Below are 23,870 nucleotides of genomic sequence, written 5' to 3'. Positions count from 1 at the left end.
CTCGGACGGATCGACGTGCAGTTTTGCACTGATTACAGTGTTGCACTCAAGCGTGATCTACGCCACAACCGGCCGGGTGTTTCCCCCCGTCGAGAGATCGAGTGTGCACTTCGTGATTCCGCCACCTGGACTTTCTCAGGTAGTGGGCGCAACAACTGCACACTCGATTCCCGAGACCCGCAGGCGATGAGCGCGGCCACTGCCAGCGCGCCCAGCCCCACCCGGGACGCGAGCCGCGCGGTGGGACCGATGTCTTCGGGCTTCGGTGCCGGTCCGTCGCCGAGTGTGCCGCGGTCTTCGGTGCCGCCGTCGTAGACGTTGACACCACCGAGTTGCACACCGAGAGCGCCCGCGAACGACGCCTCCACCGGCCCGGCGTTGGGACTCGGATGCTTGTGCGCGTCGCGTCGCCACGCACGCATCGCAGCCCCCGGCCGGGGCCCCAGGCCGACGGCGAGCAGCGCGGACAACCGCGCGGGCGCCAGATTGAGTAGATCGTCGAACCGTGCCGACGCCCATCCGAACTTCTCGAGACGTGGAGTGCGATGACCGACGCGGGCGTCGAGAGTGTTCGCGGCGCGGTAGCCGAGGAGCCCGGCCGGGCCGAGCAGTGCACCCCAGAGGAGCGGCGCCACAACGGCGTCCGACGTGTTCTCGGCAACCGACTCGATGGTGGCGCGGGCAATACCGTTCGCGTCGAGTCGGGACGGATCGCGCCCCACCAGATGCGTCACCTGCACCCGCGCGGCCGCGAGATCACCGTCGCGCAGCTGGGCGTCGAGGGTCCGTGCTTCGCGGCTCAAGGAGCGGCCCCCGAGCACCACCCAGGTTGCGCCGGCGGTGACGGCGGTGCGCAGCCAAGGCCGCGATCGGGTGGCACGGTCGGCAGCGCCGCCGAGTGCAACCGCCGATCCGACGAGCACCGACGTGAACACCACACCTGCGGCGCGGTTGTCGGAGTGGAGGGCCTTCTCGGTGGCGCGTGCGAGCCGGCCGAATCCGCTCACCGGATGCCAGCGACGTGGATCGCCGAACACCTGATCGGCTGCGTATCCGAGCACCAGGCCCGCGGCTCGTGACGGGACGCTCACAAGATCGACCGCCATGCGTCGACCAGGGCTGCGGTCGTGGCACGATCGCGGACGGCGATCCGCACCCACTCGTCGCCGAGCCCGGGGAACGTGTCGCCGCGGCGTAGCGCGAATCCCTTCGAACGCAATTCTTCCCGTGTCCCCACCGCAACCCGGACGAGAACGAATGGAGCGGCGGGGTCTCCCGCGACCTCCAGCCCGAGACCTATCAGCGCTTCCACGAGCGCGGCTCGGTCGGTCACGATCTCGTCGGCGAGCACGGTTGCCTCGTCGATGGCTTGCGGTGCGGCGCATGCGATCATCGCTGCCGCAGCGGGCGTCGACACCGACCACGGCGGTTGTTGCGCCGCGAGATCGGCGAGCACCGCGGGGTCACCGACGACGTATCCCGCGCGCACCCCGGGGATCGCCCACGTCTTCGTCAACGACCGCACCGTGATCAGACCGGGGATGCTCTCGTTCGACAGCGATTCCGTTTCGCCCGGCACCGCATCCATGAACGCCTCGTCGATCACCACGACACGGCCCGGACGCACCAGCGACCGCAGCGTCGAAGCCGGGTGCAGCACCGACGTGGGATTGGTGGGATTACCGACGATCACGAGATCCGCGCCGCCCGGCACCGCGTCGGCATCCAGTCGGAACCCCTCGTCGGCGCGCAGCAACACGCGCCGCACCTCGTGACCGGCAGCGAGCAGGGCCGCCTCGGGTTCGGTGAACTGCGGATGCACCACCACCGGCATCCGCCAGGGTCGCGCCCGCGCGATCAAGGTGAACGCTTCGGCGCCTCCCGCGGTGGGTAGTACCTGGTCGATGCTGCGCCGGTGCCGCCGTGCGAGTGCGGCGCGAGCAGCACCGGAGTCGGGATAGCGGTCGAGAGAATCGAGCGAGGATCGCAACGCGTCGTCGAGCCACTGCGGCCGCGACCTCCGCGACACGTTCACCGCGAGGTCGACGAGACCGTCGGTGGCGTCGCGGTCGCCGTGATGATGCAGGTCCACCCCCGCGACACGGGGCTTCCGAGGTGGTGCGGCCACCGGAGTGGCCGCGCGAGCAGCAGCGACGAAACGCTCCGCGAGTTGCGGATGCCCCGCCCAATGCGTGTGCAAGTACGACGCGTGCAGCGTCGCGGTCGCGAAGCCGTCCGGACGTCCGTTGAGCAGCCAGGCGGGGGAGGAGCCGGGTTCGACGGTGGTGCGGTGGAATTCGTGACCCGTCACCCGGGTTCCGGCAGGACCGAGCAGACCGTCGGCGGGCGCGATCGCGGTGCGGTAGCCGAGTGTCAGCCGCGGCGTCATATGTGCGGAGACGTCCAGCGCTGCAACCATGTCCGTGCCATCGACGTCGCGACACAGGTACAGCAGGCCTGCACATTCGGCGACGGTGGGTACCCCACCTGCGATGGCAACGCGAAGGTGTTCGCGCAAGGGCGCATTGGCGGAGATGTCTGCGGCATGCACCTCGGGGAATCCGCCACCGAGATAGACACCGGCGGTGTCGTCGGGTAGGGCCTCGTCGCGCAACGGGTCGAAGGTGACCGTCCGGCAACCGGCTGCGCGCAAGATCTCTTCGGCCTCGGTGTAGCGGAACGTGAATGCCCGCCCGCCTGCCACAGCAATCACGGGACCGTCGGCGCCGATGAAGGGAGGCTCCCACGGTGTATCGGGAAGATCGGATGCGGAATGCGCGATCCGGAGGACCTCGCCGAGATCGATGTGTTCGGAGATCTGCGCGGCGAGACGGTCCAGCTGCCCGGCGGCCTCGACACGTTCCTGAGCGGGTACGAGTCCCAGATGCCGCGACGGCGCCGAGATCCCGTCGTCGCGCTGTAGTACACCGAGGACGGGGATGCCGGTGGACTCGAGCGCGGCGATGACCTCGTCCGAGTGCCGCGTCGACCCCGCCTTGTTCAGAACGACACCGGCGAGGCGGACACCCCGGTCGTACGACGCCATGCCGTGAACGATTGCGGCAATCGACCGCGACGCGTGCGAGATATCGACGACGAGAATCACCGGCGCGCCCAGCAAGCCGGCGACGTGGGCAGTGGACGCATATCCGTCCGTGCCGAGCATCCCGTCGTACAGCCCCATGACGCCTTCGACTACCGCGATGTCGGCGCCGTGCGCGCCGTGCAGAAACAGCGGTGCAACCAGGTCGTCGCTGACGAGGTGCGGATCGAGGTTGCGTCCGGGGCGGCCTGTCGCGAGCGCGTGGTACCCGGGGTCGATGTAGTCGGGGCCGATCTTGTGCCCCGAAACGTTGTGCCCGGCGCGCCGCAAGGCGGCCATGAGACCTGTTGCCACGGTTGTCTTTCCGTGTCCGGACGCCGGTGCGGCAACGACGAAGCGCGGAATGGCTACCACGCTGCACCCTCTACCATGCTGCATCCTCTACCATTCGATGCCCCTCTGGCCCTTCTGCCCCGCATCCATCGGATGCTTGATCTTCGTCATCTCGGTCACCAGATCGGCGACCTCGATCAGCTTGGGATCGGCGCGCCGCCCGGTGATCATCACGTGTTGATGCCCGGTCCGCGACGTCAACGTCTGCACGACCTCGTCGACGTCGATCCAACCCCACTTGATGGGATACGTGAACTCGTCGAGGACGTACAGGCCGTGTTGCTCGGCGGCGAGGCGTCGCTGGATCTCACGCCACCCCGCGAGCGCGTCGGCGGCGTGGTCCTCGTCGCTGCCTTCCTTGCGCGACCACGACCAGCCCGAGCCCATCTTGTGCCACTCGATGGCGCCGCCTGTACCGCGCTCGTCGTGCAGTTCACCGAGGGTTTCGAACGCCGTCTGCTCACCGAGGCGCCATTTCGCGGACTTGACGAACTGGAACACCGCGACCGACCAGCCTTGATTCCAGCCGCGCAACGCCAACCCGAACGCGGCGGTGGATTTGCCCTTGCCGTCGCCCGTGTTGACCATCAGCAGCGGTCGGTTGCGGCGCTGGCGGGTGGTGAGCCCGTCGTTCGGTACGACCTCGGGTTGTCCCTTCGGCATCAGGCTGCCCTTCCACGCACGATCGAGGTGAGGGCATCGGCATGTACCTCGCCCACCTGCACATATTCGGCGCCGAGCCGGTCGGCGAGCTGCGCCGCGAGTCCCATCCGGAAGCGACCGGTCTCGGAGTCGACGACCACCGCCGCGACTCCTTGGGTAGCGAGGACATCGGCGGCTTCGAGCGAGCGGGCGACCGCGTCGGCACCCGAGGTCGCGCGCCCGTCGGTGACGACGACGAGCAGCGCCCGCCGATCCGGGTCGCGCAACCGATGCCGGCGGAGGGTCTCGGCGGCCTCGGCCAGGCCCTCCGCGAGGGGAGTGCGGCCACCGGCGGGAAGCTCCCGTAGGCGCGCCGCCGCGATGTCGACCGAGTTCGTCGGGGGTAGTACGAGGGTCGCGTCGTCGCCGCGGAAAGTTACGAGACCGACCGTGTCGCGACGTCGGTACGCGTCGAGCAGCAGCGATAGGATCGCGGTCTTGACCTGCGTCATCCGCTGCTTCGCTGCCATCGAACCGGACGCGTCGACGCACAGCAGCACGAGGTTCGCTTCCCGCCCTTCGACGACCTTGCGTCGAACCTGCCACCCGTCCGAACCGAGGGCGCTGGCGCGGATGGTGGCGGGCAGGTGGACGGGGCCGCTGTCGCCCGCACGATCGCCGACGGTGCGCCCGATGGTGGTTGCCGCCTTCGACCGGCGACCCGCGACACCACGCCCGGTGCGGTCGACGGAGAACAGTCGTGTCCGGTACGGATCGGCCGGCGCATCCACCGAGGTCGGGGCGCTGCCACTCGAGCCGGACGCTGAGTCTGCCGGGGAGTCTTCCGGGTCGGGCGCGCCGCCACCGTCGGGGTCGTCGTCGGGATCGAGGTCGGGATCAGGCTGCGAATCGGGACGATTCAGCAATTCGTCGAGCAGATCATCATCGGTATCGGGATTGTCGAACGGGTTGCGGCGCCGCCGATGCGGCAACGCGAGTTTCGCGGCCACGGCCACGTCCTCGCGGGTCACCTCGTCACGACCGGCCCACGCCGCATGTGCGACCGCGGTCTTGGCGGTGACGAGATCGGCGCGCATGCCGTCGACGTCGAACGCCGCGCAGATCTCGGCGATCGACACCAGGGCAGCGTCGCCCAGGCGCACCGTCGACACGCGGTCGCGCGCTGCAGCGATCCGCCGGGACAACTCGGCCTCGGCCTGCGCCCACTGCGCGACGAACGATTCAGGATCCGCGTCGAATGCCATTCGGCGACGCACGATCTCGACGCGCAACTGCGGGTCGCGTGGAGCCGCGACGTCGACGGCGAGACCGAACCGGTCGAGAAGTTGCGGGCGAAGCTCGCCTTCCTCCGGGTTCATGGTGCCCACCAGGACGAACGAGGCGGCGTGGCCGACGGACACCCCGTCGCGCTCCACCGTGGACCGACCCATGGCGGCAGCGTCGAGCAGCAGATCCACCAGGTGGTCGTGCAGCAGATTCACCTCGTCCACGTACAGGACTCCGCGATGAGCGAGGGCGAGCAGACCGGGTTCGTATTCGGCAGTTCGGGCAGACAGGGCCTTGCCCAGATGCAGCGACCCGGTGACCCGGTCTTCGCTCGCGCCGACGGGGAACTCCACGAGCCGTGCCGGCCGGAGGTGCGACTGCGCGTCGACCGGATGAGGACCGTCGGGGCAGTGCGGGTCGGGGGAGGACGGGTCGCACGCGAACCGGCAGCCCTCGACCTCCGCGACCTGCGGTAACAGCGCTGCTTGTGCGCGAACCATGGTCGATTTGGCGGTGCCCTTCTCGCCGCGCACCAGCACTCCGCCGATCGACGGCGACACCGCGCACAACGTCAGGGCCAGCGACAGGTCGTCGGAACCGACGACCGCGCTGAACGGATACACGAGCATTCCAACCTCCACAGGCTCCCGCTGGGATGTCCACTTCGGCAACTGTTCGAAGGCCGGTATTCGGACTTCCCGGTCGAGCGTCGTGCGATCACCTTCCCGGACCTGACGGTCCAGTGGTTGCGCTCACGCGCATGATCGACGACTCCCGGGTCACCGCAGCGGGCCTGTGCCGGATTCTCACCGGCTTCCCGATTATCCCTGTGAAGGGCACCTTCGAGTGTCTTGCCGCGGACGAGTCTAGCCACACGTCCTGAGTTAGGGTTCACGGCCATGGGTTCACGGATCACGGTCGTCGGTATCGGCGCCGACGGGTGGAGCAGTGTGTCGGCGATCGGCCGGGAGCGCGTGCTCGCTGCCGGCACGCTCCTCGGCGGCGCACGACACCTCTCGATGATCCCGCCGACCGACGCGGTCCGCGAGCCGTGGCCGTCCCCGCTGCTGAGCGGTCTCGACGACCTGCTGGCCCGGCATACCGGGATGGTCGTGGCACTCGCGTCCGGCGACCCGCTGACCTCGGGTATCGGCTCGACCCTCATCCGCAGGCTCGGCCGCGACGCCGTCGAGGTGATCCCCACGGTGTCATCGGTGACTCTCGCCAGAGCCCGCATGGGGTGGGCCGCCGAGGAATGCGACACGGTCACCCTCGTCGGACGCGACGTCGACGCCCTGCGCCGTTATCTGACGCGCGGCCGACGCCTGATCGTGCTGACCTCGACGTCGTCGAGCCTCGGCGAGATCGCGCGGCTGCTCGTGGAGGAGGGGTTCGCGGATGCCGCAGTGACGGTGCTCGCTGACCTGGGCGGTGAAGAGAATCGAATCGACGGCACAGCAATCACTTTCGTGGGCTCTCTCGCCCCGGAACTCAGTCTCCTGTGCATCGAGTGCGTCGGGGCGGAAGGGCTGTCCACGGCCCCCGGACTCCCGGACGAGTGCTTCGAGAACGACGGTCAGCTCAGTAAGCGCCCGATCCGGGCAGCCGCGGTATGCGCACTCGCGCCGCGGCCGGGAGAACTGCTGTGGGACGTGGGTGCCGGTGCCGGATCCGTCGGCATCGAGTGGGCCCGAACGGATCCGCGCTGCCGCACCATCGCGATCGAGAAGGACCCGACTCGCGCCGACGCGATCGCGCGCAACGCGGCCAGGCTCGGTGTGCCGTCGCTGACGATCGTGAGAGGTGGTGCACCCGAGTCGCTCTCCGAACTGGATACCCCCGACGCGATCTTCGTCGGAGGTGGTGGGAGTCGGGACGGTGTGCTGGACACCTGCTGGGAGGCACTGCGACCGGGTGGTCGCCTCGTCGTGCATTCGGTGACCCTCGAGACCGAGGCCGTGCTCGTGCAGTGGTGGAAGAAATATGGAGGCGAGCTGTCGCGGTTGTCCGTCGAACAGGCCTCATCGATAGGAACATTCACCGGCTGGCAGTCGCTGCGACCGGTGGTGCAATGGAATGTCGTGAAAGGCGAAAAATGACAGTACATTTCGTGGGATCAGGCCCAGGCGCTGTAGATTTGTTGACGCTGCGCGCCGTCGGCCTGCTCCGCGCCGCTCCGGTCGTGCTGTACGCGGGTACCTATCTCGACGCCGAGATCCTCGCGCACTGCAACGACGACGCCGAACTCATCGACACCCAGCATCTCGACCTCGATCGGATCACCGCGCACCTCGTCGACGCCGACCGTCGCGGACTCGACGCGGTGCGATTGTGCTCCGGCGACCCGTCGCTGTACTCGGCGCTGACCGAGCAGACCCGGCGCCTCGACGCCGAGGGCGTGGCCTGGGACGTCACGCCGGGTGTCCCGGCCTACGCCGCTGCCGCCGCGACCCTCGGCACCGAACTGACCGTGCCGGAACTCGTGCAAACGGTCGTGCTCACCCGCACGCAGGCGAGGTCGACGTCGATGCCCGACACCGAGGCGCTCACTCGGGTGGCGGGGCTGAAGGCGAGCCTGGTGCTGCATCTGGCGATCACCCGGATACGCGTGCTCGCAGCCGAACTCGCCGAGACCTACGGTCCGGACTGTCCGGCGGCGGTGGTGGCATTCGCGTCGCGCCCGAATCAGATCGTGCTGCGCGGCACGCTCGCCGACATCGCAGACCAGGTCGAGGCTGCGAAGTTGAAGCACACTGCGGTGATCCTCGTCGGGCGTGCCCTCGGTGTCCGGGACACACCCGACGTGGCGTGCTCACATCTCTACGATCCGGCGCGCGACCGGTCTATTTGAGCATCGCGCCGGCGTCGACCGGCAGCGAGACGCCGGTGATGAAGCGCGATTCGTCGGACGCGAGGAACAGCACCGCGTTGCTGATGTCGATCGCGTCGACCCACGGGGTCGGCAGCACATGCATCATCTGCGACAGCGGAGCGAAGTCGTCCTTCGTCGGGTGCTCGAGATCGGGACGGAACATCTTGAACGTCGGCTCGTTGAGAAGCATCGGGGTACTCACCTGCGTCGGGCAGATGGCGTTGACGCGGATGCTCTCCTCGCCGAGCTCCATCGCCAGAGTGCGCATGATGCCGATCATGCCGTGCTTGGCGGAGACATAGTGTCCGACACTGGGCAGTGCCCGCAGGCCACCGACCGAGCTGGTGAGGATGACCGAACCGCCGTTGCCTGCTTCACGCATGTGCGGCACCGAGACTCGGGTCGTTATCCACACACCGGTGAGGTTGACGTCGATCATGTCGCGCCAGCCCTTCTCGTCGAGCGCATCGAGGCGATCGCCCGAACTTGCGAGTCCCGCGTTGGCGCAGATGATGTCGAGGCGCCCGAACTGCGCGACACCGTCGTCGACGATGGCCTGCATCGCGGCCATGTCGCGGACGTCGGCCTGAGCGGCGTAGATCTTGCCGCCCGCCTTCTCGACCAGCGACACGGTCTCCTCGAGATCTTCGGGCGTCGACATCGGGATCGGCACCCCGTCGAGTTGCCTACAGACGTCGACTGCGATGATGTTGGCTCCTTCTTCGGCCAATCTCACTGCGTGACTGCGCCCTTGGCCACGTGCTGCGCCCGTGATGAAGGCGACCTTCCCCTCGACCCGTCCCGTCATGTCATTCCCCTGTGCTCGTGGTGGACGCGGCAGACTTCACTGCCGCGATGATTCCCTGATACCCGGTGCATCGACAGATGTTTCCGGACAGTGCTTCCCGGATCTCACTGTCGGTCGGCGACGGGTTCTCCTCCAGAAATGCCGTCGCCGATATGATGAACCCGGGTGTGCAGAAACCGCATTGCAGACCGTGATGGTCCCGGAACGCGGCCTGGACCGGCGAGAGCGTCCCGTCGTCGGACGCCATCGCCTCGATGGTGGTGACCTCGGCGCCGTCGGCCTGGACCGCGAAGACGAGGCAGGCGCGCACCGCCTCCCCGTCGAGCAGGACCGTGCACGCACCGCACACACCGTGTTCGCAGCCGAGATGCGTACCGGTGAGGCCGCAGTCGACCCGGAGGTAGTCGGCGAGAGTCAAACGCGGCGGCACCGAGTGGCGACGCGAACTCCCGTTGACACGAACTTCGATGTCTACATTGGTCATGCGGAACCCTCCTGAGTGGTTGCCTCGTCCACCGCACGACGCCACGCACGTGCTGTGATCGTCGCTCCCACCCGACGGCGGTAGGCAGCGGGGCCGTGCAGGTCGTCCGAGACCGTGTCGAGGGAGTCCAGTGCGCTTCGCCCGACCTCGTCGGCCTCGATCTCTCGGATGTTCCGTCCGAGGAGTTCCGACTCGACCGCGGTGGCGCGGACGGGCGTCGGAGCCACACCGAACAGCGTGATCGCACAACGGTCGAGTGTCGACGCCGCGTCGAGGCGGATCGCGATCGCTGCCCCGGCGAGTGCGAAGTCGCCGGTACGGCGGGCGAATTCCTCGATCGCGAAACCACACCGGCCGGTCCACGTCGGAAAGTGCACGCCGGTGAGCAGTTCGTCGGCTTCGAGATCGGTGGTCCACATGCCGGTGAAGAACTCCGAGGCCGGAATGGTGCGCCGGCCCCGGGGCGACAATGCCTCGATATCGGCGTCGAGTGCCAGTGCGACCGCAGGGTATTCGGCTGCGCCGTCGCCGTGGGCGATCGAGCCTCCCAGGGTGCCGCGGTTGCGGATCTGGAAGTGGCCGATCAACGGTGTCGCGCGGGCCAGCAGCGGAACCGCGGTCGCGAGCTCGGCGGAGCGCCCGACCGTCGAGTGCGTCGTGCCCGCACCGATCCACACCGCGTCGCCGCGCTGTTCGATGCCGCGTAGCTCTGCGGGTTTGCGCAGGTCCACAAGGTGATCGAACACGGCGAGACGCAGGTTGAGCATCGGCATCAGGCTCTGTCCGCCCGCTATGAACTTGGCTTCGTCGCCCAGCTCGGCGATCAGCGCGACCGCATCGGCTGCGGTGTCGGGTGCGTGATAATCGAACGCCGAGGGTTTCATGCCTTCACCGCCTGCACTTCGTCGAGCATCTTGATGATCGTGGCGGGGGACAAGGGCAAGCTGCTCACTTCCACTCCGAAGGGTGCCAAGGCGTCGGCAACGGCGTTGACCACGGCGGGGGACGCTCCGATCGCGCCGCCTTCACCGACGCCCTTGTATCCGCCGGGCCCGGCGCTGGGCGACTCGACGTGCCCGATCTCGATGTCGGGGACGGTGTCGGTAGTGGGGAGCAGGTAGTCCATGAACGTCGTGGTCACGGGGTTGCCGTCGTCGTCGTATGCCAGGTGCTCGTACAGTGCGCCGCCGATTCCCTGGACGGTGCCACCGTAGATCTGGCCCTCGACGATGTCGGGGTTGATCATCGGACCGCAGTCCTCCCCGACGATGAATCGGAGGATCTTCACGGCCCCGGTCTCGATGTCGACCTCGCACGTACAGACGTGGGTGGCGTTGGCCCACAACATCATGGACGGGGAGTGGTAGCGGCCGCTGGATTCGAGTCCCGGAGGTACCCCGGCCGGCAGAGTCTCGGCCTGGAAGTAGGAGATCTCGGCGATCTCTTTCAGCGTGATTCCGACGCTCGGGACGCCACGGACCGTCGCGCGACTGCCGACGAACTCGATGTCCTCGACCGCGGCTTCGAGCTTGTGCGCGGCGATCGCGAGGATCCGGTCGCGTAGCACCGACGCGGTCTCCCGGACGGCCCCCGCGATCATCGACCCGGAGCGGCTACCGCCGGTTCCGGCGCCGAACGGGGTGATCGCGGTGTCGCCCTGGATGGTGTGGACATCGGAGATGTCGACCCCGAGGGCATCGGCCGTGAGCTGAACGGTGGACGTCTCGAGGCTGTTGCCCGTGGACCCACCCGCAACGTAGACGTTCACCTTGCCGGACGGTTCGATGCGGATCGTGGCGCCCTCCGTGGAATGGAACGGTGTCGCTCCCGTGGTCGGTTCGATGTAGGTGCATGTACCGACCCCGATGTAGCGACCTTCGGCGCGGGCGCGCTCCTGCTCCTGCCGGAACGCGTCGTAGTCGAGAATCGACAGGGCGTGCTCGAAGGTCTCGAGGGGCGTCGAGTCGTTGTAGGGCATGCCCAGCGGGTTGGCGAGCGGCAGGTCGGCGGCGCTGAGCATGTTGCGTCGCCGGAGTTCGACGGGGTCGATGTCCATCTGACGTGCCGCGACGTCGAGCAGCATCTCGCGCGCCAGGGATTCGAACTGCCACGGCCCGCGATACGCGACCCGGCCGACGGTGTTCGTGTACGTCAGCTTCATCGAGAACGCGGCCGCGGGCACTCGATAAGGTCCGGGGAACAGCATCCCGACAACCGCCCCGGACGTCACCGGGGAAGGAATCGGGTAGGCGCCCACGTTCTGGACGTGGTCGATCGAGGCGCCGAGCAGCTTGCCGTCGGCGTCGAACGCGAAACGCGCGTCGCCGCACTCCTGGCGGGCCATGCCTGCCGACATCATGTGTTCCTGCCGGTCCTCGATCCATTTCACCGCGGCCGGGAGTTTCCTGGCGGCGAGCAGCACGGCGATGTCCTCGCGTTGCGGAACGACCTTCTGTCCGAATCCGCCGCCGGTGTCGCGCATGATCACCCGGACGCTGTGCTCGTCGAGCCCGAGGAGCCGGGCAGTGAAGCCTCGGACCTCATGCGGGGATTGAGTGGAGGCCCAGACGGTCATCTCGCCGGCCGACCATTCGGCGACGAGGCCGCGCGTCTCCATCGGCACGGCGATGTAGGCCTGTTGGTGGATCGTTCGGGTCACCACGTGGGCGGCGGCGTCGAACGTCTTCGCCAGCTCGTCCGGGAGTGGGCCGCCCATGGCCGCGGCGATATTCGCCGGATGGGCGGCGTGGACCAGGTCGTCGGACCGATCCGCGGTGGTGTAGTCGACGACCGGTGTCAGCGGGTCGTAATCGACGGCGACGAGTTCGACGGCGTCCTCCGCGATGTACCGGTCGTCGGCCACGACCAGCGCGACGGGATCGCCGACGAACCGCACTTCGTCCTCGGCAAGTGGGGGCCAGTTCAGGCTCGGCATGTACGGGCCGTCGAGCGCGTAGGTCTGCTCGTGGATTCCGGGTGCGAGGTCGGCGGCGACGTACACCGCATGAACCCCGTCGAGAGCGAGGGCCTCGGAGACGTCGATGTCGACGATCCGGGCGCGTGCGAACGGGCTGCGCACGAAGCAGGCGTGGAGCATGCCGGGACGTGTCACGTCGTCGACGAACATGCCTGCGCCGGTCAGGAGTCGGGGATCTTCGACTCGCTTGATGCGAGTCCCGACGTAAGCGGAAATGCTGGGCCTTGTCACAGAAATTCTCACCTCGGCCTTCGGTGGATGCTGAGCAAGTGTCTAGCACCCTCCGAAGTGAGGTGTCAATCACATTCTCTTGAAGAGAGCATGTTCTTCTCGCAGGTGCGGGGCCCGGGTGTGCCGTGTGACGTCGCAGAACGGCGCCTCCTGGGGTGATTGACATCCGAGGGGTGAACGACGTTCACTGCGTAGTGGTGAACGTCGTTCACCCCGTAGGCGATGGAGGAGCGGGATGGATGCAGCGACCCCGTCGCGAAGACCGATGTCGAGCGGTGTGATCACGGCGCTGCTGAGCGTGGCCGGTCTCGTCGTGGCGCTCCAGACCACCCTCGTCGTGCCCCTGCTTCCGGATCTCCCGGAGCTGCTCGACGTCACCGCGGGTGATGTCGGCTGGCTCATCACCATCACCTTGCTGACCGGAGCAGTGGCCACGCCCATCGTCTCCAGGATGGCCGACATGTACGGCAAGCGACGCATGATGGTGCTGTCGTTGGCGATGATGGTCGCCGGTGCACTGATCGCCGCGATCGGAGCCGACTACTTGTCCGTTCTCATCGGGCGCGGCTTGCAGGGGTTCTCGTCGGCGCTCATCCCGGTGGCGATGGCCGTACTGCGTGACGTGCTTCCACGTGAGAAGGTCGCCGGTGCTGTGGCGATGACGAGTTCCACGATGGGAATCGGCGGCGCACTGGGCATGCCTGCTGCGGGCGCGTTGTACGACAACTTCGGCTGGACGTCCGTCTTCTGGGTGTCCGCGGCAGTCGGCGCGACGCTCATGCTGGGCATCCTGCTCGTCGTTCCCGCATCCGCCACGGGAACCCGTGGCCGCTTCGACATCGTCGGTGCCCTGCTGCTGACGCTCGCCCTGACGGCTCTGCTCCTGGGGATCTCGAAGGGGCCGACATGGGGCTGGTCGAGTGTGCCGACCGTCGCGTGCTTCGCCGTCGCCATCGTGATCACGACGGTCTTCGTGCCGTACCAGCTGCGCGTGTCGTCGCCGATGGTCGACCTGCGGGTGTCGGCACGGCGCACTGTGCTGCTCGCCAACCTCGCCGGACTCTTCATCGGATTCTCCGCATACGCAAGCCTGTTGGCGACCACACAACAATTGCAGCTACCCGAGATCACCGGGTTCGGGTTCGGGCTCAGCGCCGCGACCGCCGGGCTGTGCATGATCCCCGGCAGCCTGGCGATGTTTCTGACCTCACCGATAGCCGGACGACTCACCACGCGGTTCGGTGGGCGCTTCACGCTCACGCTCGGGACGCTGGTCATGACCGCGGCCTACACCTTCCGCATCGCCTGGGACGACACCGTTGTCCTCATCATCATCGGCGCGGCGATGGTGAGCATCGGCAACGCCTTGGCCTATGCGACCCTTCCTGCACTGATCATGGGTGCCGTTCCGCTCACCGACACCGCCGCCGCGAACGGCCTCAACAGCCTCGCGCGAACCATCGGAATGTCGAGCATGAGTGCGGTGGTCGCCGCGTTGCTCACCAGCATCACCCTCGAGGCGGCAGGCGGAACATTCCCGGCGCACGGGGCCATCATCGTCATCTTCGTGATCGCGGGTGCCTCCACGTTCATGGCGACGCTGTGTGCCGTGTTCCTGCCGAAACATCGACCCGTGCACACGACGTCGGTCGTCGATGCGACCGAGGGGGCGTGAGGTGGCGATGAGCGAGCGAACCACCCGCGACACCATCCTCGACGCCGCGCGACCGCTGTTCGCCGAGCGAGGGTTCAACGGCACGACCATCAGGGATATCGCCGACGCCGCCGGGGTCTCACCGGCTCTGGTGATGAAGCTGTCGGGCAGCAAGGCCGCGCTCTTCCAGGCTGCTGCACCCGACTCTCCGGGGCTGGGTCCGGATCCCTCCGAGGAATTGCCGGGATACCGGTTGGTGCGGGCACTCGTCGAACGCCGGAACTCGGGAGACTACGAATTCTGGGCGATGGCTCCTAATCTCGTGCAGGAGGCCCCGGATCCCGAGGCCGCCCGCGCGAAGATGACGGAACGACTGGTGCCGCGCATCGCGGCGGCGATCGGCGAACAGACGCCAGGGCTGGTGCGGTCGCGGATGGTCGTCACACTGCTGCTGGGGCTCGGGAGTGGACTACGCACGTTCGAGATTCTGACACCCGACATGATCGACGGCGCGACACTGATCGACACGTACGGTGCACTCGTGCAGAAGATCATCGACGACACCGAGCTCTGAGCTTTCCGGTGCGAGCGACGAAGTGACTCTTCTCGTGTCAGCCGGCTTCCACGGACCGCTTCGTCCACACGGCACCCGACTGCATGGTCGAGGTCCCCGCTGCACCGACGATGAGCAGGCACCTCATGTCGATACTCGCGGGATCCAGTTTCTCGAGCGTGGTGACCTCGAGGGATTCACCCACCCGTCCCACATCGCGTCCGACGACGACGACGGTGTCGGCGGGACGGTGCCGCAGCAGCACGTTCATGGCGTCCGCGACCTGCGCGGTCCGTGACCGGGACGCGGGATTGTAGATCGCCAGTACGAGATCGGCTTCCGCGATCGCAGTGAGCCGCTTCTCGATCACGCTCCAGGGCTTGAGTCGATCCGACAAACTCATGACTGCGAAATCGCCGCCGATGGGTGCACCCGCGCGGGCAGCAACGGCCTGTACCGCCGACACTCCCGGCAACACCCGGATCGGCACCGACGCGTACTTGTCGTCCTGCGCTGCCTCGAACACCGCCGACGCCATCCCGAACACCCCGGCGTCGCCGCCGGACACCACGGCGACCTTCTCACCGGACAGCGCCAGGTCGAGTGCGAACCGAGCGCGATCGACCTCGACTGTGTTGCCACTCGAATGTCGTTGCAGACCTGGCCGTACCGGAACCCGATCGACGTACGGCCCGTACCCGACCACATGATCGACCGACGTGAGCGCCGCCGATGCCTCGGGTGTGAGCCATCTGTCGTCGGCCGGGCCGAGCCCGATCACGAGAAGTTCGTGCGTCTCGACCGGTGCTGCGATCTCTGCCGTCGCCGGGCGTGACCGGTCTACCACTTCGCGGTTGCGGGGAGCCCGATCGCCGGGCGCGAGAATCACCGAAAAGTACGGCACCGAATCAGGATCCACGTCCGCTGCCGCGATGATGCGTTGCCCGTCCATCGTCGCGCGCTCGACGTACACGGCGTCGTCGAGTCGTCCCGTCTGTTCCAGCGCGCTTCGTACCGCAGGGAACGTGCGTCCCAACTTCATGATGACTGCGCCGTCGGTATCGGCAAGCCGCCTCGCCAATTCGGGCTCGGGGAGCGTGCCAGGGAGGATGGTGAGCACATCGGTGCGCCGCACGAGCGGCTCCGCGGATGCGGCCGCCGCGGCCGAGAACGACGTGACTCCGGGAATTACCTCGGCCGCATAATGTTTCGAAAGTCGGTCGTGGAGGTACATGTAGGAGCCGTAGAACAGGGGGTCTCCCTCGCACAGCACGACGACGGTGCGGTCGGCATCGAGGTGAACGGAAAGTCGTGCAGCGCATTCGTCGTAGAAATCGGCGATCGCCCCGTCGTACCCGCCGGGGTGATCGGTGGTGCCGACGGTGACGGGATACACGAGCTTCTCCTCGATCACCCCGTCCGGGATCAGGTCGGCAGCGATGCCCCGCGCGATCGAGCGGCCGTGCGTGCCCGAATGGTAGGCGATCACGTCGGCTTCGGCGACCAGTCGTGCAGCCTTACGGGTGATGAGTTCCGGGTCGCCGGGACCGAGCCCGACACCGTAGATCCTGCCGGTCATTCCGCCTCCTGAGCAAGTGCGTTGAGCGCCGACGACGCCATGGCCGAACCGCCCCGCCGCCCGCGCACCACAAGATGCGGGATCTGCAGAGCGTGCGCGATCAGAGCTTCCTTGGATTCGGCGGCGCCGATGAATCCCACGGGTACGCCCACGATTGCCGCAGGACGCGGCGCACCGGCATCGAGCATTTCCAGCAGGTGGAACAGTGCGGTGGGCGCGTTACCGATCGCGACGACCGCGCCGCCGAGCCGGTCCGCCCACAGCGATACGGCCGCGGCCGAGCGCGTGGTGTTCCACTGTTGCGCGAGTTCCGGCACACGAGGATCGCCGAGCAGGCACAGGACGTCGTTGTCTGCGGGCAACCGTTTACGGGTGACCCCGGCGGCGACCATGTTCGCATCGGCGATGATCGGCGCGCCTGCATTCAGGGCTGTACGGGCCGCGGACACCAGATCGGGGTGGATCACCAAATCCTTCGCCAGGTCGGTCTGGCCGCTGGCATGGATCATCCGCACCGCGACTTTCTCCGCGTCGCCCGGGATGGCTGCGAGATCGGATTCGGCGCGGATCGTCGCGAACGAACGGACGTAGATCTCGGCGCCGTCCGTCTCGTACTCGTAGCGGCGCGGTGGTGGCTGAAGGGTCACGTCGAGCTCCTGTGTGACGTCGAGCGACTGGAAAAAACTAGGGTGTGCGGGGAATTCGGTGCACCACAGGCACGTTCGCAACCGACGATATGAATACGGTCAGCTGTGGTGTCGGAGGCGGCGGTGCGGCGGGCCAGAGCCCGGGTATCACCTCGGGCGAGGCTACACCCGGGCGACCCGGTGCATGCGGTGACCCTGGGCCACGCGGAGTCGTCCGACAACACGAAGCCCGCGTCGGACAGCGCGCCAGGATCGGCGCCGGAAGGGAGCACGAGGCCGCGCCACGGTGTGACGATCACGTCGTCATCGGGGAGTGTCGCGATCATGGACGACGTCAGGATACCCAGCGGGACCAGCAGTGATACCGCACCGCCGAGCGCTCCGTACGGCATCGCATGCGACGCGAGCGCGGGAGCCGGGCCGTCGCCTCCGAGTTCGGCGCCGCGGCCCGGCAATTGCCGGACGTGCCACACCGTTCCGCGCGTCTGTACGAACCGAAGAGCCAGGTCGATCAGAGTGTCGACGACCTGCGGCATCGGTACCGTCGGACCGACCAGTTCGCCGATGCCGACCCGCATCGTGTGCGTGTCCACGGCGATGGCTGCAAGATCGCAGCGGAGCCCCGCGACGTCGCCCCGACCATCGTCGAGACCGAACAGGAAGCGGCCCGGCAGCTCGACGAGGGCCGGTTCGGCGCACAGCGCGGTATCGAGCGCACCGATCAACGGCCGGATGTCGGAGACCCCGCCGACGAGCCCCGACAGGGGTGATGCGACCACGTTGCGGACTCGCTCATGCGTCGGCGACGGCAGGTACCCGGCTGCGGCAATTGCGTCGACCAGATCGGCAGGAACTTTGCCGCACTCGTCGAGCAAGATACCTCTGACCTGCAAATTTCCCCGCGATGTGAGGTGCACGTCGCCGTCGGCGAATTTCTGGGAGGCGGCCGAGAGTTGCTGCAGACCGCTGGACGGCACGCGGCCGCCCGGAGTGCGCAGACGCACCAGCGCCCCGTCGGCGGCGAGGTGCGGTCGCAGCAATCCGGGGCAGCGATCGGGGGGAATTTCGGGCAAGACGTGCTCCACGGGTGCACATGGTTGCACATGCTCAGGAAATGGTGCGCTACGCTGGCGACGTCGTGGTTACGGGAAGCCGGTGAGAAACCGGCGCGGCCCTCGCCACTGTGAGCGGTAGTTGCTCGCCCTCGTCCGTACCGGCTCGCCGGAACGGAGACCACTGGACGCAAGTCTGGGAAGGTCGGCGCAGCAGCAATGATCCGTCAGCCAGGAGACCGGCCACGACATGAGTAGTCCACGAGGGTTTTGGAGACTGAACATGGCCGTGTGCCTTGGGTTTTGCGGTGCGTCGTGACGCGCCTTGCTGTGCTGTCGACGTCCGACACCGACCTGCTGTCGGCCCGTGCCAGCGGCGCCGACTGGGCGGTCGGAAACCCGTCCCGCCTCGACGTCGACACCGACCTGAGCGGGCTGCTCGAGGGCGCCGACCTGGTCATCGTGCGGATTCTCGGCTCGGCCAAGTCGTGGCAGAACGGGCTCGATGCAGTCCTCGCGCGGGGTGTTCCCGTCGTCGTCCTGGGTGGTGAACAGACTCCCGACGCGGAGCTCATGAGCTACTCGACGGTGCCGATCGGCACTGCTGCAGAGGCACATCGCTACCTTGCCCACGGCGGCCCCGCGAACCTCGCGCAACTCCACGCGTTCCTGTCCGACACCGTCCTGCTCGGCGGTGAGGGGTTCGAACCGCCGGCCGAGCTACCCGAATGGGGTGTGCTCGAACGTCCTGCTCCGGCTGTGGACTCGCTGCCACGGGTGGGTGTGTTGTTCTACCGAGCCCACCACACCAGCGGAAACGTGCAGTTCGCGCATGATCTGGCCGACGCGATCGATGCGACCGGTAAAGCGCATGCCGTGGTCGTGCACTGCGCCTCACTGCGCGGCGCTCCCGACGATCTCCTCGCCGAACTCGGCACCCTCGACGCCCTGGTCGTGACCGTGCTCGCCGCCGGCGGCACCAAGCCGGCCACTGTCAGCGCCGGCGGCGAGGACGAAGCATGGGACGTCGGGGCCCTTGCCGCACTGGATATTCCGATTCTGCAAGCCCTCTGCTTGACGTGGAGCCGCGAGAGCTGGGCAGACTCGGACGACGGCGTGTCCCCACTCGACTCCGCGACCCAGATCGCGGTACCCGAATTCGACGGCCGCATCATCACGGTGCCGTTCTCGTTCAAGGAACTCGACGTCGACGGTCTGCCCCGGTACGTCACCGATCCGGAACGCTGCCGGCGGGTGGCGGGAATCGCGGTCGCGCACGCCCGATTACGGCACGTCCCGCCCGCAGAACGACGCATCGCGATCATGCTGTCGGCATATCCCACGAAACATTCACGCGTAGGCAACGCCGTGGGCCTCGACACTCCGGTGTCGGCGATCAAGATGTTGCGAGCGATGCGCGACCTCGGATACGACCTCGGCGACGGTTTCCCCGGTGTGAATTTCGACGACGACCCTGAACTCGATGACACAGCAGCCGGAAACACCCTGATCCACGCGCTGATCGACGCAGGTGGGCAGGATGAGGAATGGCTCACTGCCGAGCAGATCGCCGGTAATCCGGTGCGGGTCACCACATCCGATTACGTGGAGTGGACGAAGGATCTGCCCGCCGAGCTCACCGACGCGATGACAGAGGCGTGGGGGCCGGCCCCCGGCTCGTTGTTCGTCGACGGTGACGCGATCGTGCTGGCCACATTGCAGGCAGGCAACGTCGTCCTCATGATCCAGCCGCCCCGCGGATTCGGCGAGAACCCCGTCGCGATCTACCACGATCCCGACATGGCACCGTCGCACCACTACCTCGCCGCCTACCGCTGGGTCGAACAGGGCTTCGGTGCCGATGCCGTCGTCCACCTCGGCAAACACGGCTCGATGGAGTGGCTCCCCGGCAAGAACGCCGGCATGTCGGCGTCGTGCGCGACCGACGCCGCGATCGGGGATCTGCCGCTGATCTACCCGTTCCTGGTCAACGATCCGGGCGAGGGTGCGCAGGCCAAGCGACGCGCGCACGCCACGATCGTCGATCACCTGATTCCGCCGATGGCGCGCGCCGAGTCGTACGGCGACATCGCCCGCCTCGAGCAACTGCTCGACGAGTACTCCAACATCGCGGCGATGGATCCGGCGAAGCTGCCCGCGATCCGCGCGCAGATCTGGACGCTTATCCAGGCCGCGAAACTCGACCGCGATCTGGGACTCGACGACCGGCCGCACGACGCCGAATTCGACGATTTCCTCTTGCACGTCGACGGGTGGTTGTGCGAGGTCAAGGACGCGCAGATCCGCGACGGCCTGCACGTACTCGGCGCCGCCCCGGTCGGTGAGGCCCGGGTCAACCTGGTTCTGTCGATCCTGCGCGCCGCCCAGGTGTGGGGCGGTAAGAGTCACGCGGTGCCCGGCCTGCGGACCGCACTCGGCCTGAAGCCGGACGCGTCGCTGACCGAGGTCGATGCGATCGAAACCCAGGCCCGTGCGCTCGTGCAGGCGATGGAGGATGGCGGCTGGAACGTCGAATCCGTCCCCCGGTCCGTCGAAACCGTTCTCGGTCAAGCTGATACCGAGGTTGCGCGTGTGCTGGTGTTCGCCGCAGAACAGGTCGTGCCACGTCTTGCGCAGACCACGGACGAACTGGATGCTGTCCTGCACGCTCTCGACGGTGGATATGTTCCGGCCGGGCCGTCGGGTTCGCCGTTGCGCGGCCTCGTCAACGTGCTGCCCACAGGCCGCAACTTCTACACCGTCGATCCCAAGGCCGTGCCGAGCCGACTCGCCTACGACACCGGTGTCGCTCTCGCGAACGCACTCATCGAGCGGTATCTGGCCGACTCCGGTGAGCATCCGCAATCGGTGGGGCTGTCGGTGTGGGGCACGTCCGCGATGCGCACCGCCGGCGACGACATCGCCGAGGTGCTCGCGCTCATCGGCGTCCGCCCGGAATGGGACCCGGAGTCCCGTCGCGTCCGCGAACTCACGGTCGTACCGCTCGAGGAACTCGGCCGTCCACGTATCGATGTCACGGTGCGCATCTCCGGATTCTTCCGCGACGCGTTCCCGCACGTGATCGGTATGCTCGACGACGCGATCCGCATGGTTGCGGCGCTCGACGAACCCGACGAGATGAATTACGTCCGCGCTCATGCCAGGTGTGACGAGGCCGAGCACGGCGACGCCGATCGAGCCGTACGCCGCATCTTCGGATCCAAGCCGGGTTCGTACGGTGCCGGCATTCTGCAACTCATCGATTCCGGGAACTGGCGCACCGACGCCGATCTCGCCGAGGTGTATACCGCGTGGGGTGGTTTCGCGTACGGACGCAACCTGCACGGCGTGGCTGCGGCCGACGACATGCGTGCCAATTACCGTCGGATCGCCGTGGCCGCCAAGAACACCGACACCCGCGAACACGACATCGCCGACTCCGACGACTACTTCCAGTACCACGGCGGCATGGTCGCCACGGTACGTGCGCTCACGGGCAACGACCCCAAGGCGTACATCGGGGATTCGACGATCCCCGACGCCGTGAGGACCAGAACGCTCAGTGAGGAGACTGCACGCGTGTTTCGTTCGCGCGTCGTCAACCCGCGCTGGATCTCCGCGATGCGTCGGCACGGCTACAAGGGTGCGTTCGAACTCGCCGCGACCGTCGACTATCTGTTCGGTTACGACGCCACCGCCGGTGTGGTCGAGGACTGGATGTACGAGTCTCTGGCCCAGAACTATGCACTCGACCCCGAGAACCAGCAGTTTCTGCGCGACGCCAATCCGTGGGCACTGCGTGGCATCGTCGAACGCCTCACCGAGGCGTCCGATCGTGGACTGTGGGCGGAACCCGATCCGGAGACCCTGAAGGCGCTGCAGCAGGCGTACCTCGACGTCGAAGGTGATCTCGAGGATCGCGGATGAGGTTGCGGCTGATCGGGATCGGACCGGGTGGCCCGGACGATCTCACAGTCACGGCCGTCAAGGCGCTCGAGAGCGTCGACGTGTTCCTCGTCGCCGACAAGGCTCGCGGTGTGGACGATCTCGTAATGGTGCGCGAACAGATCCTGCGCCGACACACCAGCAGCCGGTACCGCACGATCGTGGTGCCCGACCCGCCGCGAGACCGCGCACCTGAGCAGTACGCCACGGAGGTACGCGACTGGCACGCGGCACGTGCCGACGCATACGAACAGGTGCTGCGCACCGAGGTCGACGACAGCGAGACCGCCGGTTTCCTGGTGTGGGGTGATCCGAGCTTGTACGACAGCACCATTCGCGTCGTCGAACGTATACGTGAGCGTGGTGTGCTGGACATCGACTACGACGTCATCCCCGCCGTGAGCAGCATCCAAGTCCTCGCAGCGCGACATCGGCTCGTGTTCAACCGTATCGGTGGCCCGATCACGATCACCACCGGGCGACGACTCGGCGTGGAGGTCGCGTCCGGCGCCGACAATATCGTCGTCATGCTGGACGGAAAGCTCGCCTGTCGGGAACTCGACGGCAACTGGGACATCTGGTGGGGAGCGAACCTCGGGACGAGCGACGAGGAGCTCGTCGCGGGACGCCTGGGCGAGGTGCTCGAGACGATCGAGACCGCCAGGGCACGGGCCAAGGCCTTGCGCGGCTGGGTGATGGACACCTACCTGCTGCGCCGAGCCGACCGAGCGGTGTCAGGGTGACCGGATCAGCGTCGGGCGCGGACGCGTGTCGGTGGGGGACTTGCTGAGCACGATCGGCAGCCACTGCGACGTCATCGCGATCATGACGAGCCAGTTCAGGACCATGCCGACGCTCGGTGCGTGCGGTCCGTCGGCGATCATCCCTGTCTGCGACCAGTAGCCGAACAGCCCGAACAGCGACGCTAGCCCGGAGCCGAGCATCGCCGCCGATGCCAGCCGCCACCGGCGCAGACACAGAGCTGCGGAAGAGACCAGCACGCCGAACACCACGGTCAACGTGGTGAAGACCCGCATCAGCATCGATACCGGGGCACCGTCGTCGAACCAGCCGGCCAGAACGGTCCACGACCAGGCCGACGATGTCTGCGGGAGAACCAACCCCACGATCAGCAGCCCGATACAGCCGACGAGAACCCAGCGACGACGCCCGGCATCGAACTCTCCGGCGATTCTCTTCTCGATCCGCGCGAAGTCGTTCCGGTATGCCGACAGGTTCTCGCTCACGTGCATGCCTCCTCGTTCGACCACACGAGAGGCTATTATGGCCGTCTGTGCCCGAGCCCGTGGAAGGTGTCGACTACCAGGGTAAACCCAGAACGAGTAGAGGCGTCAGTCCTTACCGGTATCGGTTGCAGGTCCCGATGGTGTCGCGCCACCTTCGTCGGTCCATTCGGACGATTCGTCCTCCGTCGATTGCGCGGGATCGGACACGACATCGGACGCTGCGTCGACCTTCCCCCTGTCGGTGTCAACCTTCGCACTGCCGGTGTCGGCCTTCGCACTGCCGGTGTCGGCCTTCGCACTGCCGGTGTCGGCCTTCGCACTGCCGGTGTCAGCCTTCGCACTGCCGGTGTCGGCCGTTTCCGGAGACTTGTGTTCGCTCACGTCGGTGTCCTTTCGTCGGGGGGACCCCATCGTCGGAGGTCATGGAGTCGGAGGTCATGGAACAGCTGCGTGTCC

Annotated in this window: 19 protein-coding genes and 2 riboswitches; of the genes, 6 read left to right on the top strand and 13 right to left on the bottom strand. The window is 67.3% G+C overall.

Going from position 1 to position 23,870, the window contains the following annotated elements; genetic code table 11:
* Positions 1–32: 32 nt before the first annotated feature.
* Genes ACFWCF_RS00780 through ACFWCF_RS00765 form a run of 4 tightly spaced genes read right to left on the bottom strand, consistent with a single transcriptional unit; the run spans position 33 to position 5,994 of the window.
* Positions 33–1,106, bottom strand: coding sequence for a cobalamin biosynthesis protein (locus tag ACFWCF_RS00780; protein WP_378555950.1), 1,074 nt, complete (start codon positions 1,104–1,106; stop codon positions 33–35).
* Positions 1,088–3,481 (bottom strand): cobyrinate a,c-diamide synthase, encoded by a 2,394-nt coding sequence (locus tag ACFWCF_RS00775; RefSeq protein WP_378555948.1) that lies wholly within the window; start codon positions 3,479–3,481, stop codon positions 1,088–1,090. The genes ACFWCF_RS00780 and ACFWCF_RS00775 overlap by 19 nt, the downstream gene beginning before the upstream one ends.
* Before the next feature lie 3 nt (positions 3,482–3,484).
* On the bottom strand, positions 3,485–4,099 hold the full coding sequence (gene cobO, locus ACFWCF_RS00770) for a cob(I)yrinic acid a,c-diamide adenosyltransferase (RefSeq protein WP_378492615.1): 615 nt from the start codon (positions 4,097–4,099) through the stop codon (positions 3,485–3,487).
* Positions 4,099–5,994 (bottom strand): VWA domain-containing protein, encoded by a 1,896-nt coding sequence (locus ACFWCF_RS00765; protein ID WP_378555946.1) that lies wholly within the window; start codon positions 5,992–5,994, stop codon positions 4,099–4,101. Before ACFWCF_RS00765 ends, cobO begins: the two co-directional genes overlap by 1 nt.
* A 33-nt stretch (positions 5,995–6,027) precedes the next feature.
* A riboswitch (cobalamin riboswitch) is annotated at positions 6,028–6,224 on the bottom strand.
* Positions 6,225–6,264: 40 nt separating this feature from the next.
* On the opposite strand from ACFWCF_RS00765, the gene cbiE reads away from it, so the two are divergent.
* Positions 6,265–7,464 carry a precorrin-6y C5,15-methyltransferase (decarboxylating) subunit CbiE gene (gene cbiE, locus ACFWCF_RS00760; RefSeq protein ID WP_378492613.1) on the top strand — a complete coding sequence of 400 codons (1,200 nt, stop codon included), beginning with the start codon at positions 6,265–6,267 and terminating at the stop codon, positions 7,462–7,464.
* Positions 7,461–8,216, top strand: coding sequence for a cobalt-precorrin-4/precorrin-4 C(11)-methyltransferase (locus ACFWCF_RS00755; protein ID WP_378492612.1), 756 nt, complete (start codon positions 7,461–7,463; stop codon positions 8,214–8,216). Before cbiE ends, ACFWCF_RS00755 begins: the two co-directional genes overlap by 4 nt.
* Here the strand turns inward: ACFWCF_RS00755 and ACFWCF_RS00750 are convergent.
* Genes ACFWCF_RS00750 through ACFWCF_RS00735 form a run of 4 tightly spaced genes read right to left on the bottom strand, consistent with a single transcriptional unit; the run spans position 8,209 to position 12,737 of the window.
* Positions 8,209–9,045 (bottom strand): mycofactocin-coupled SDR family oxidoreductase, encoded by an 837-nt coding sequence (locus tag ACFWCF_RS00750; RefSeq protein ID WP_378555944.1) that lies wholly within the window; start codon positions 9,043–9,045, stop codon positions 8,209–8,211. The two genes, ACFWCF_RS00755 and ACFWCF_RS00750, sit on opposite strands and share 8 nt — an antisense overlap.
* 1 nt (position 9,046) lies before the next feature.
* On the bottom strand, positions 9,047–9,529 hold the full coding sequence (locus ACFWCF_RS00745) for a (2Fe-2S)-binding protein (protein ID WP_378492610.1): 483 nt from the start codon (positions 9,527–9,529) through the stop codon (positions 9,047–9,049).
* Complete coding sequence (locus ACFWCF_RS00740; RefSeq protein WP_378555942.1) at positions 9,526–10,413, bottom strand: FAD binding domain-containing protein; 888 nt, start codon at positions 10,411–10,413, stop codon at positions 9,526–9,528. Before ACFWCF_RS00740 ends, ACFWCF_RS00745 begins: the two co-directional genes overlap by 4 nt.
* Entirely contained in the window at positions 10,410–12,737 is a 2,328-nt protein-coding gene (locus ACFWCF_RS00735; protein WP_378555940.1) for a xanthine dehydrogenase family protein molybdopterin-binding subunit, read from the bottom strand. Before ACFWCF_RS00735 ends, ACFWCF_RS00740 begins: the two co-directional genes overlap by 4 nt.
* 235 nt (positions 12,738–12,972) lie before the next feature.
* Here ACFWCF_RS00735 and ACFWCF_RS00730 point away from each other — a divergent pair, with 235 nt between their 5' ends.
* The gene (locus ACFWCF_RS00730) at positions 12,973–14,412 is read left to right on the top strand and encodes an MFS transporter (protein ID WP_378492607.1); all 1,440 of its coding nucleotides are present in this window, start codon (positions 12,973–12,975) and stop codon (positions 14,410–14,412) included.
* Positions 14,413–14,419: 7 nt separating this feature from the next.
* On the top strand, positions 14,420–14,965 hold the full coding sequence (locus tag ACFWCF_RS00725) for a TetR family transcriptional regulator (protein WP_378492606.1): 546 nt from the start codon (positions 14,420–14,422) through the stop codon (positions 14,963–14,965).
* A 37-nt stretch (positions 14,966–15,002) separates the two neighbouring features.
* Here the strand turns inward: ACFWCF_RS00725 and ACFWCF_RS00720 are convergent, their stop codons facing one another.
* From ACFWCF_RS00720 to ACFWCF_RS00710, 3 genes are read right to left on the bottom strand one after another with little or no spacing between them, the layout of a single operon-like run.
* Complete coding sequence (locus ACFWCF_RS00720) at positions 15,003–16,523, bottom strand: precorrin-2 C(20)-methyltransferase (RefSeq protein WP_378555938.1); 1,521 nt, start codon at positions 16,521–16,523, stop codon at positions 15,003–15,005.
* On the bottom strand, positions 16,520–17,170 hold the full coding sequence (locus tag ACFWCF_RS00715) for a precorrin-8X methylmutase (protein WP_378555936.1): 651 nt from the start codon (positions 17,168–17,170) through the stop codon (positions 16,520–16,522). Before ACFWCF_RS00715 ends, ACFWCF_RS00720 begins: the two co-directional genes overlap by 4 nt.
* Positions 17,167–18,243, bottom strand: coding sequence for a cobalamin biosynthesis protein CobG (locus tag ACFWCF_RS00710; RefSeq protein WP_378555934.1), 1,077 nt, complete (start codon positions 18,241–18,243; stop codon positions 17,167–17,169). Before ACFWCF_RS00710 ends, ACFWCF_RS00715 begins: the two co-directional genes overlap by 4 nt.
* A 25-nt stretch (positions 18,244–18,268) precedes the next feature.
* Positions 18,269–18,485: riboswitch (cobalamin riboswitch) on the top strand.
* A gap of 52 nt (positions 18,486–18,537) precedes the next feature.
* On the opposite strand from ACFWCF_RS00710, the gene cobN reads away from it, so the two are divergent.
* Positions 18,538–22,149: a cobaltochelatase subunit CobN gene (cobN, locus tag ACFWCF_RS00705; protein ID WP_378555932.1), complete on the top strand. Its 3,612-nt coding sequence runs from the start codon at positions 18,538–18,540 to the stop codon at positions 22,147–22,149.
* Positions 22,146–22,910, top strand: coding sequence for a precorrin-6A synthase (deacetylating) (gene cobF / locus ACFWCF_RS00700; protein ID WP_378555930.1), 765 nt, complete (start codon positions 22,146–22,148; stop codon positions 22,908–22,910). Before cobN ends, cobF begins: the two co-directional genes overlap by 4 nt.
* Here cobF and ACFWCF_RS00695 read toward each other — a convergent pair.
* Entirely contained in the window at positions 22,902–23,420 is a 519-nt protein-coding gene (locus ACFWCF_RS00695) for a hypothetical protein (protein ID WP_378492600.1), read from the bottom strand. The genes cobF and ACFWCF_RS00695 overlap by 9 nt on opposite strands.
* Positions 23,421–23,519: 99 nt before the next feature.
* On the bottom strand, positions 23,520–23,795 hold the full coding sequence (locus ACFWCF_RS00690; RefSeq protein WP_378555928.1) for a hypothetical protein: 276 nt from the start codon (positions 23,793–23,795) through the stop codon (positions 23,520–23,522).
* Between the last annotated feature and the right edge of the window lie 75 nt (positions 23,796–23,870).

This window comes from Rhodococcus sp. NPDC060090 (assembly GCF_042729855.1).
GTDB lineage: Bacteria > Actinomycetota > Actinomycetes > Mycobacteriales > Mycobacteriaceae > Rhodococcus.
This window is presented reverse-complemented; position numbering and strand designations above follow the sequence as displayed.

Bases quoted from the DNA above. Each gene is read 5' to 3' on its own strand.
- ACFWCF_RS00780 (WP_378555950.1), bottom strand. From the start codon at position 1,106: ATGGCGGTCGATCTTGTGAGCGTCCCGTCACGAGCCGCGGGCCTGGTG.
- ACFWCF_RS00730 (WP_378492607.1), top strand. From the start codon at position 12,973: ATGGATGCAGCGACCCCGTCGCGAAGACCGATGTCGAGCGGTGTGATC.
- ACFWCF_RS00725 (WP_378492606.1), top strand. From the start codon at position 14,420: ATGAGCGAGCGAACCACCCGCGACACCATCCTCGACGCCGCGCGACCG.
- ACFWCF_RS00695 (WP_378492600.1), bottom strand. From the start codon at position 23,420: ATGCACGTGAGCGAGAACCTGTCGGCATACCGGAACGACTTCGCGCGG.
- ACFWCF_RS00720 (WP_378555938.1), bottom strand. From the start codon at position 16,523: ATGACCGGCAGGATCTACGGTGTCGGGCTCGGTCCCGGCGACCCGGAA.
- ACFWCF_RS00745 (WP_378492610.1), bottom strand. From the start codon at position 9,529: ATGACCAATGTAGACATCGAAGTTCGTGTCAACGGGAGTTCGCGTCGC.
- ACFWCF_RS00755 (WP_378492612.1), top strand. From the start codon at position 7,461: ATGACAGTACATTTCGTGGGATCAGGCCCAGGCGCTGTAGATTTGTTG.
- cobF (WP_378555930.1), top strand. From the start codon at position 22,146: ATGAGGTTGCGGCTGATCGGGATCGGACCGGGTGGCCCGGACGATCTC.
- ACFWCF_RS00740 (WP_378555942.1), bottom strand. From the start codon at position 10,413: ATGAAACCCTCGGCGTTCGATTATCACGCACCCGACACCGCAGCCGAT.
- ACFWCF_RS00750 (WP_378555944.1), bottom strand. From the start codon at position 9,045: ATGACGGGACGGGTCGAGGGGAAGGTCGCCTTCATCACGGGCGCAGCA.
- cobO (WP_378492615.1), bottom strand. From the start codon at position 4,099: ATGCCGAAGGGACAACCCGAGGTCGTACCGAACGACGGGCTCACCACC.
- cbiE (WP_378492613.1), top strand. From the start codon at position 6,265: ATGGGTTCACGGATCACGGTCGTCGGTATCGGCGCCGACGGGTGGAGC.
- ACFWCF_RS00765 (WP_378555946.1), bottom strand. From the start codon at position 5,994: ATGCTCGTGTATCCGTTCAGCGCGGTCGTCGGTTCCGACGACCTGTCG.
- ACFWCF_RS00775 (WP_378555948.1), bottom strand. From the start codon at position 3,481: ATGCAGCATGGTAGAGGGTGCAGCGTGGTAGCCATTCCGCGCTTCGTC.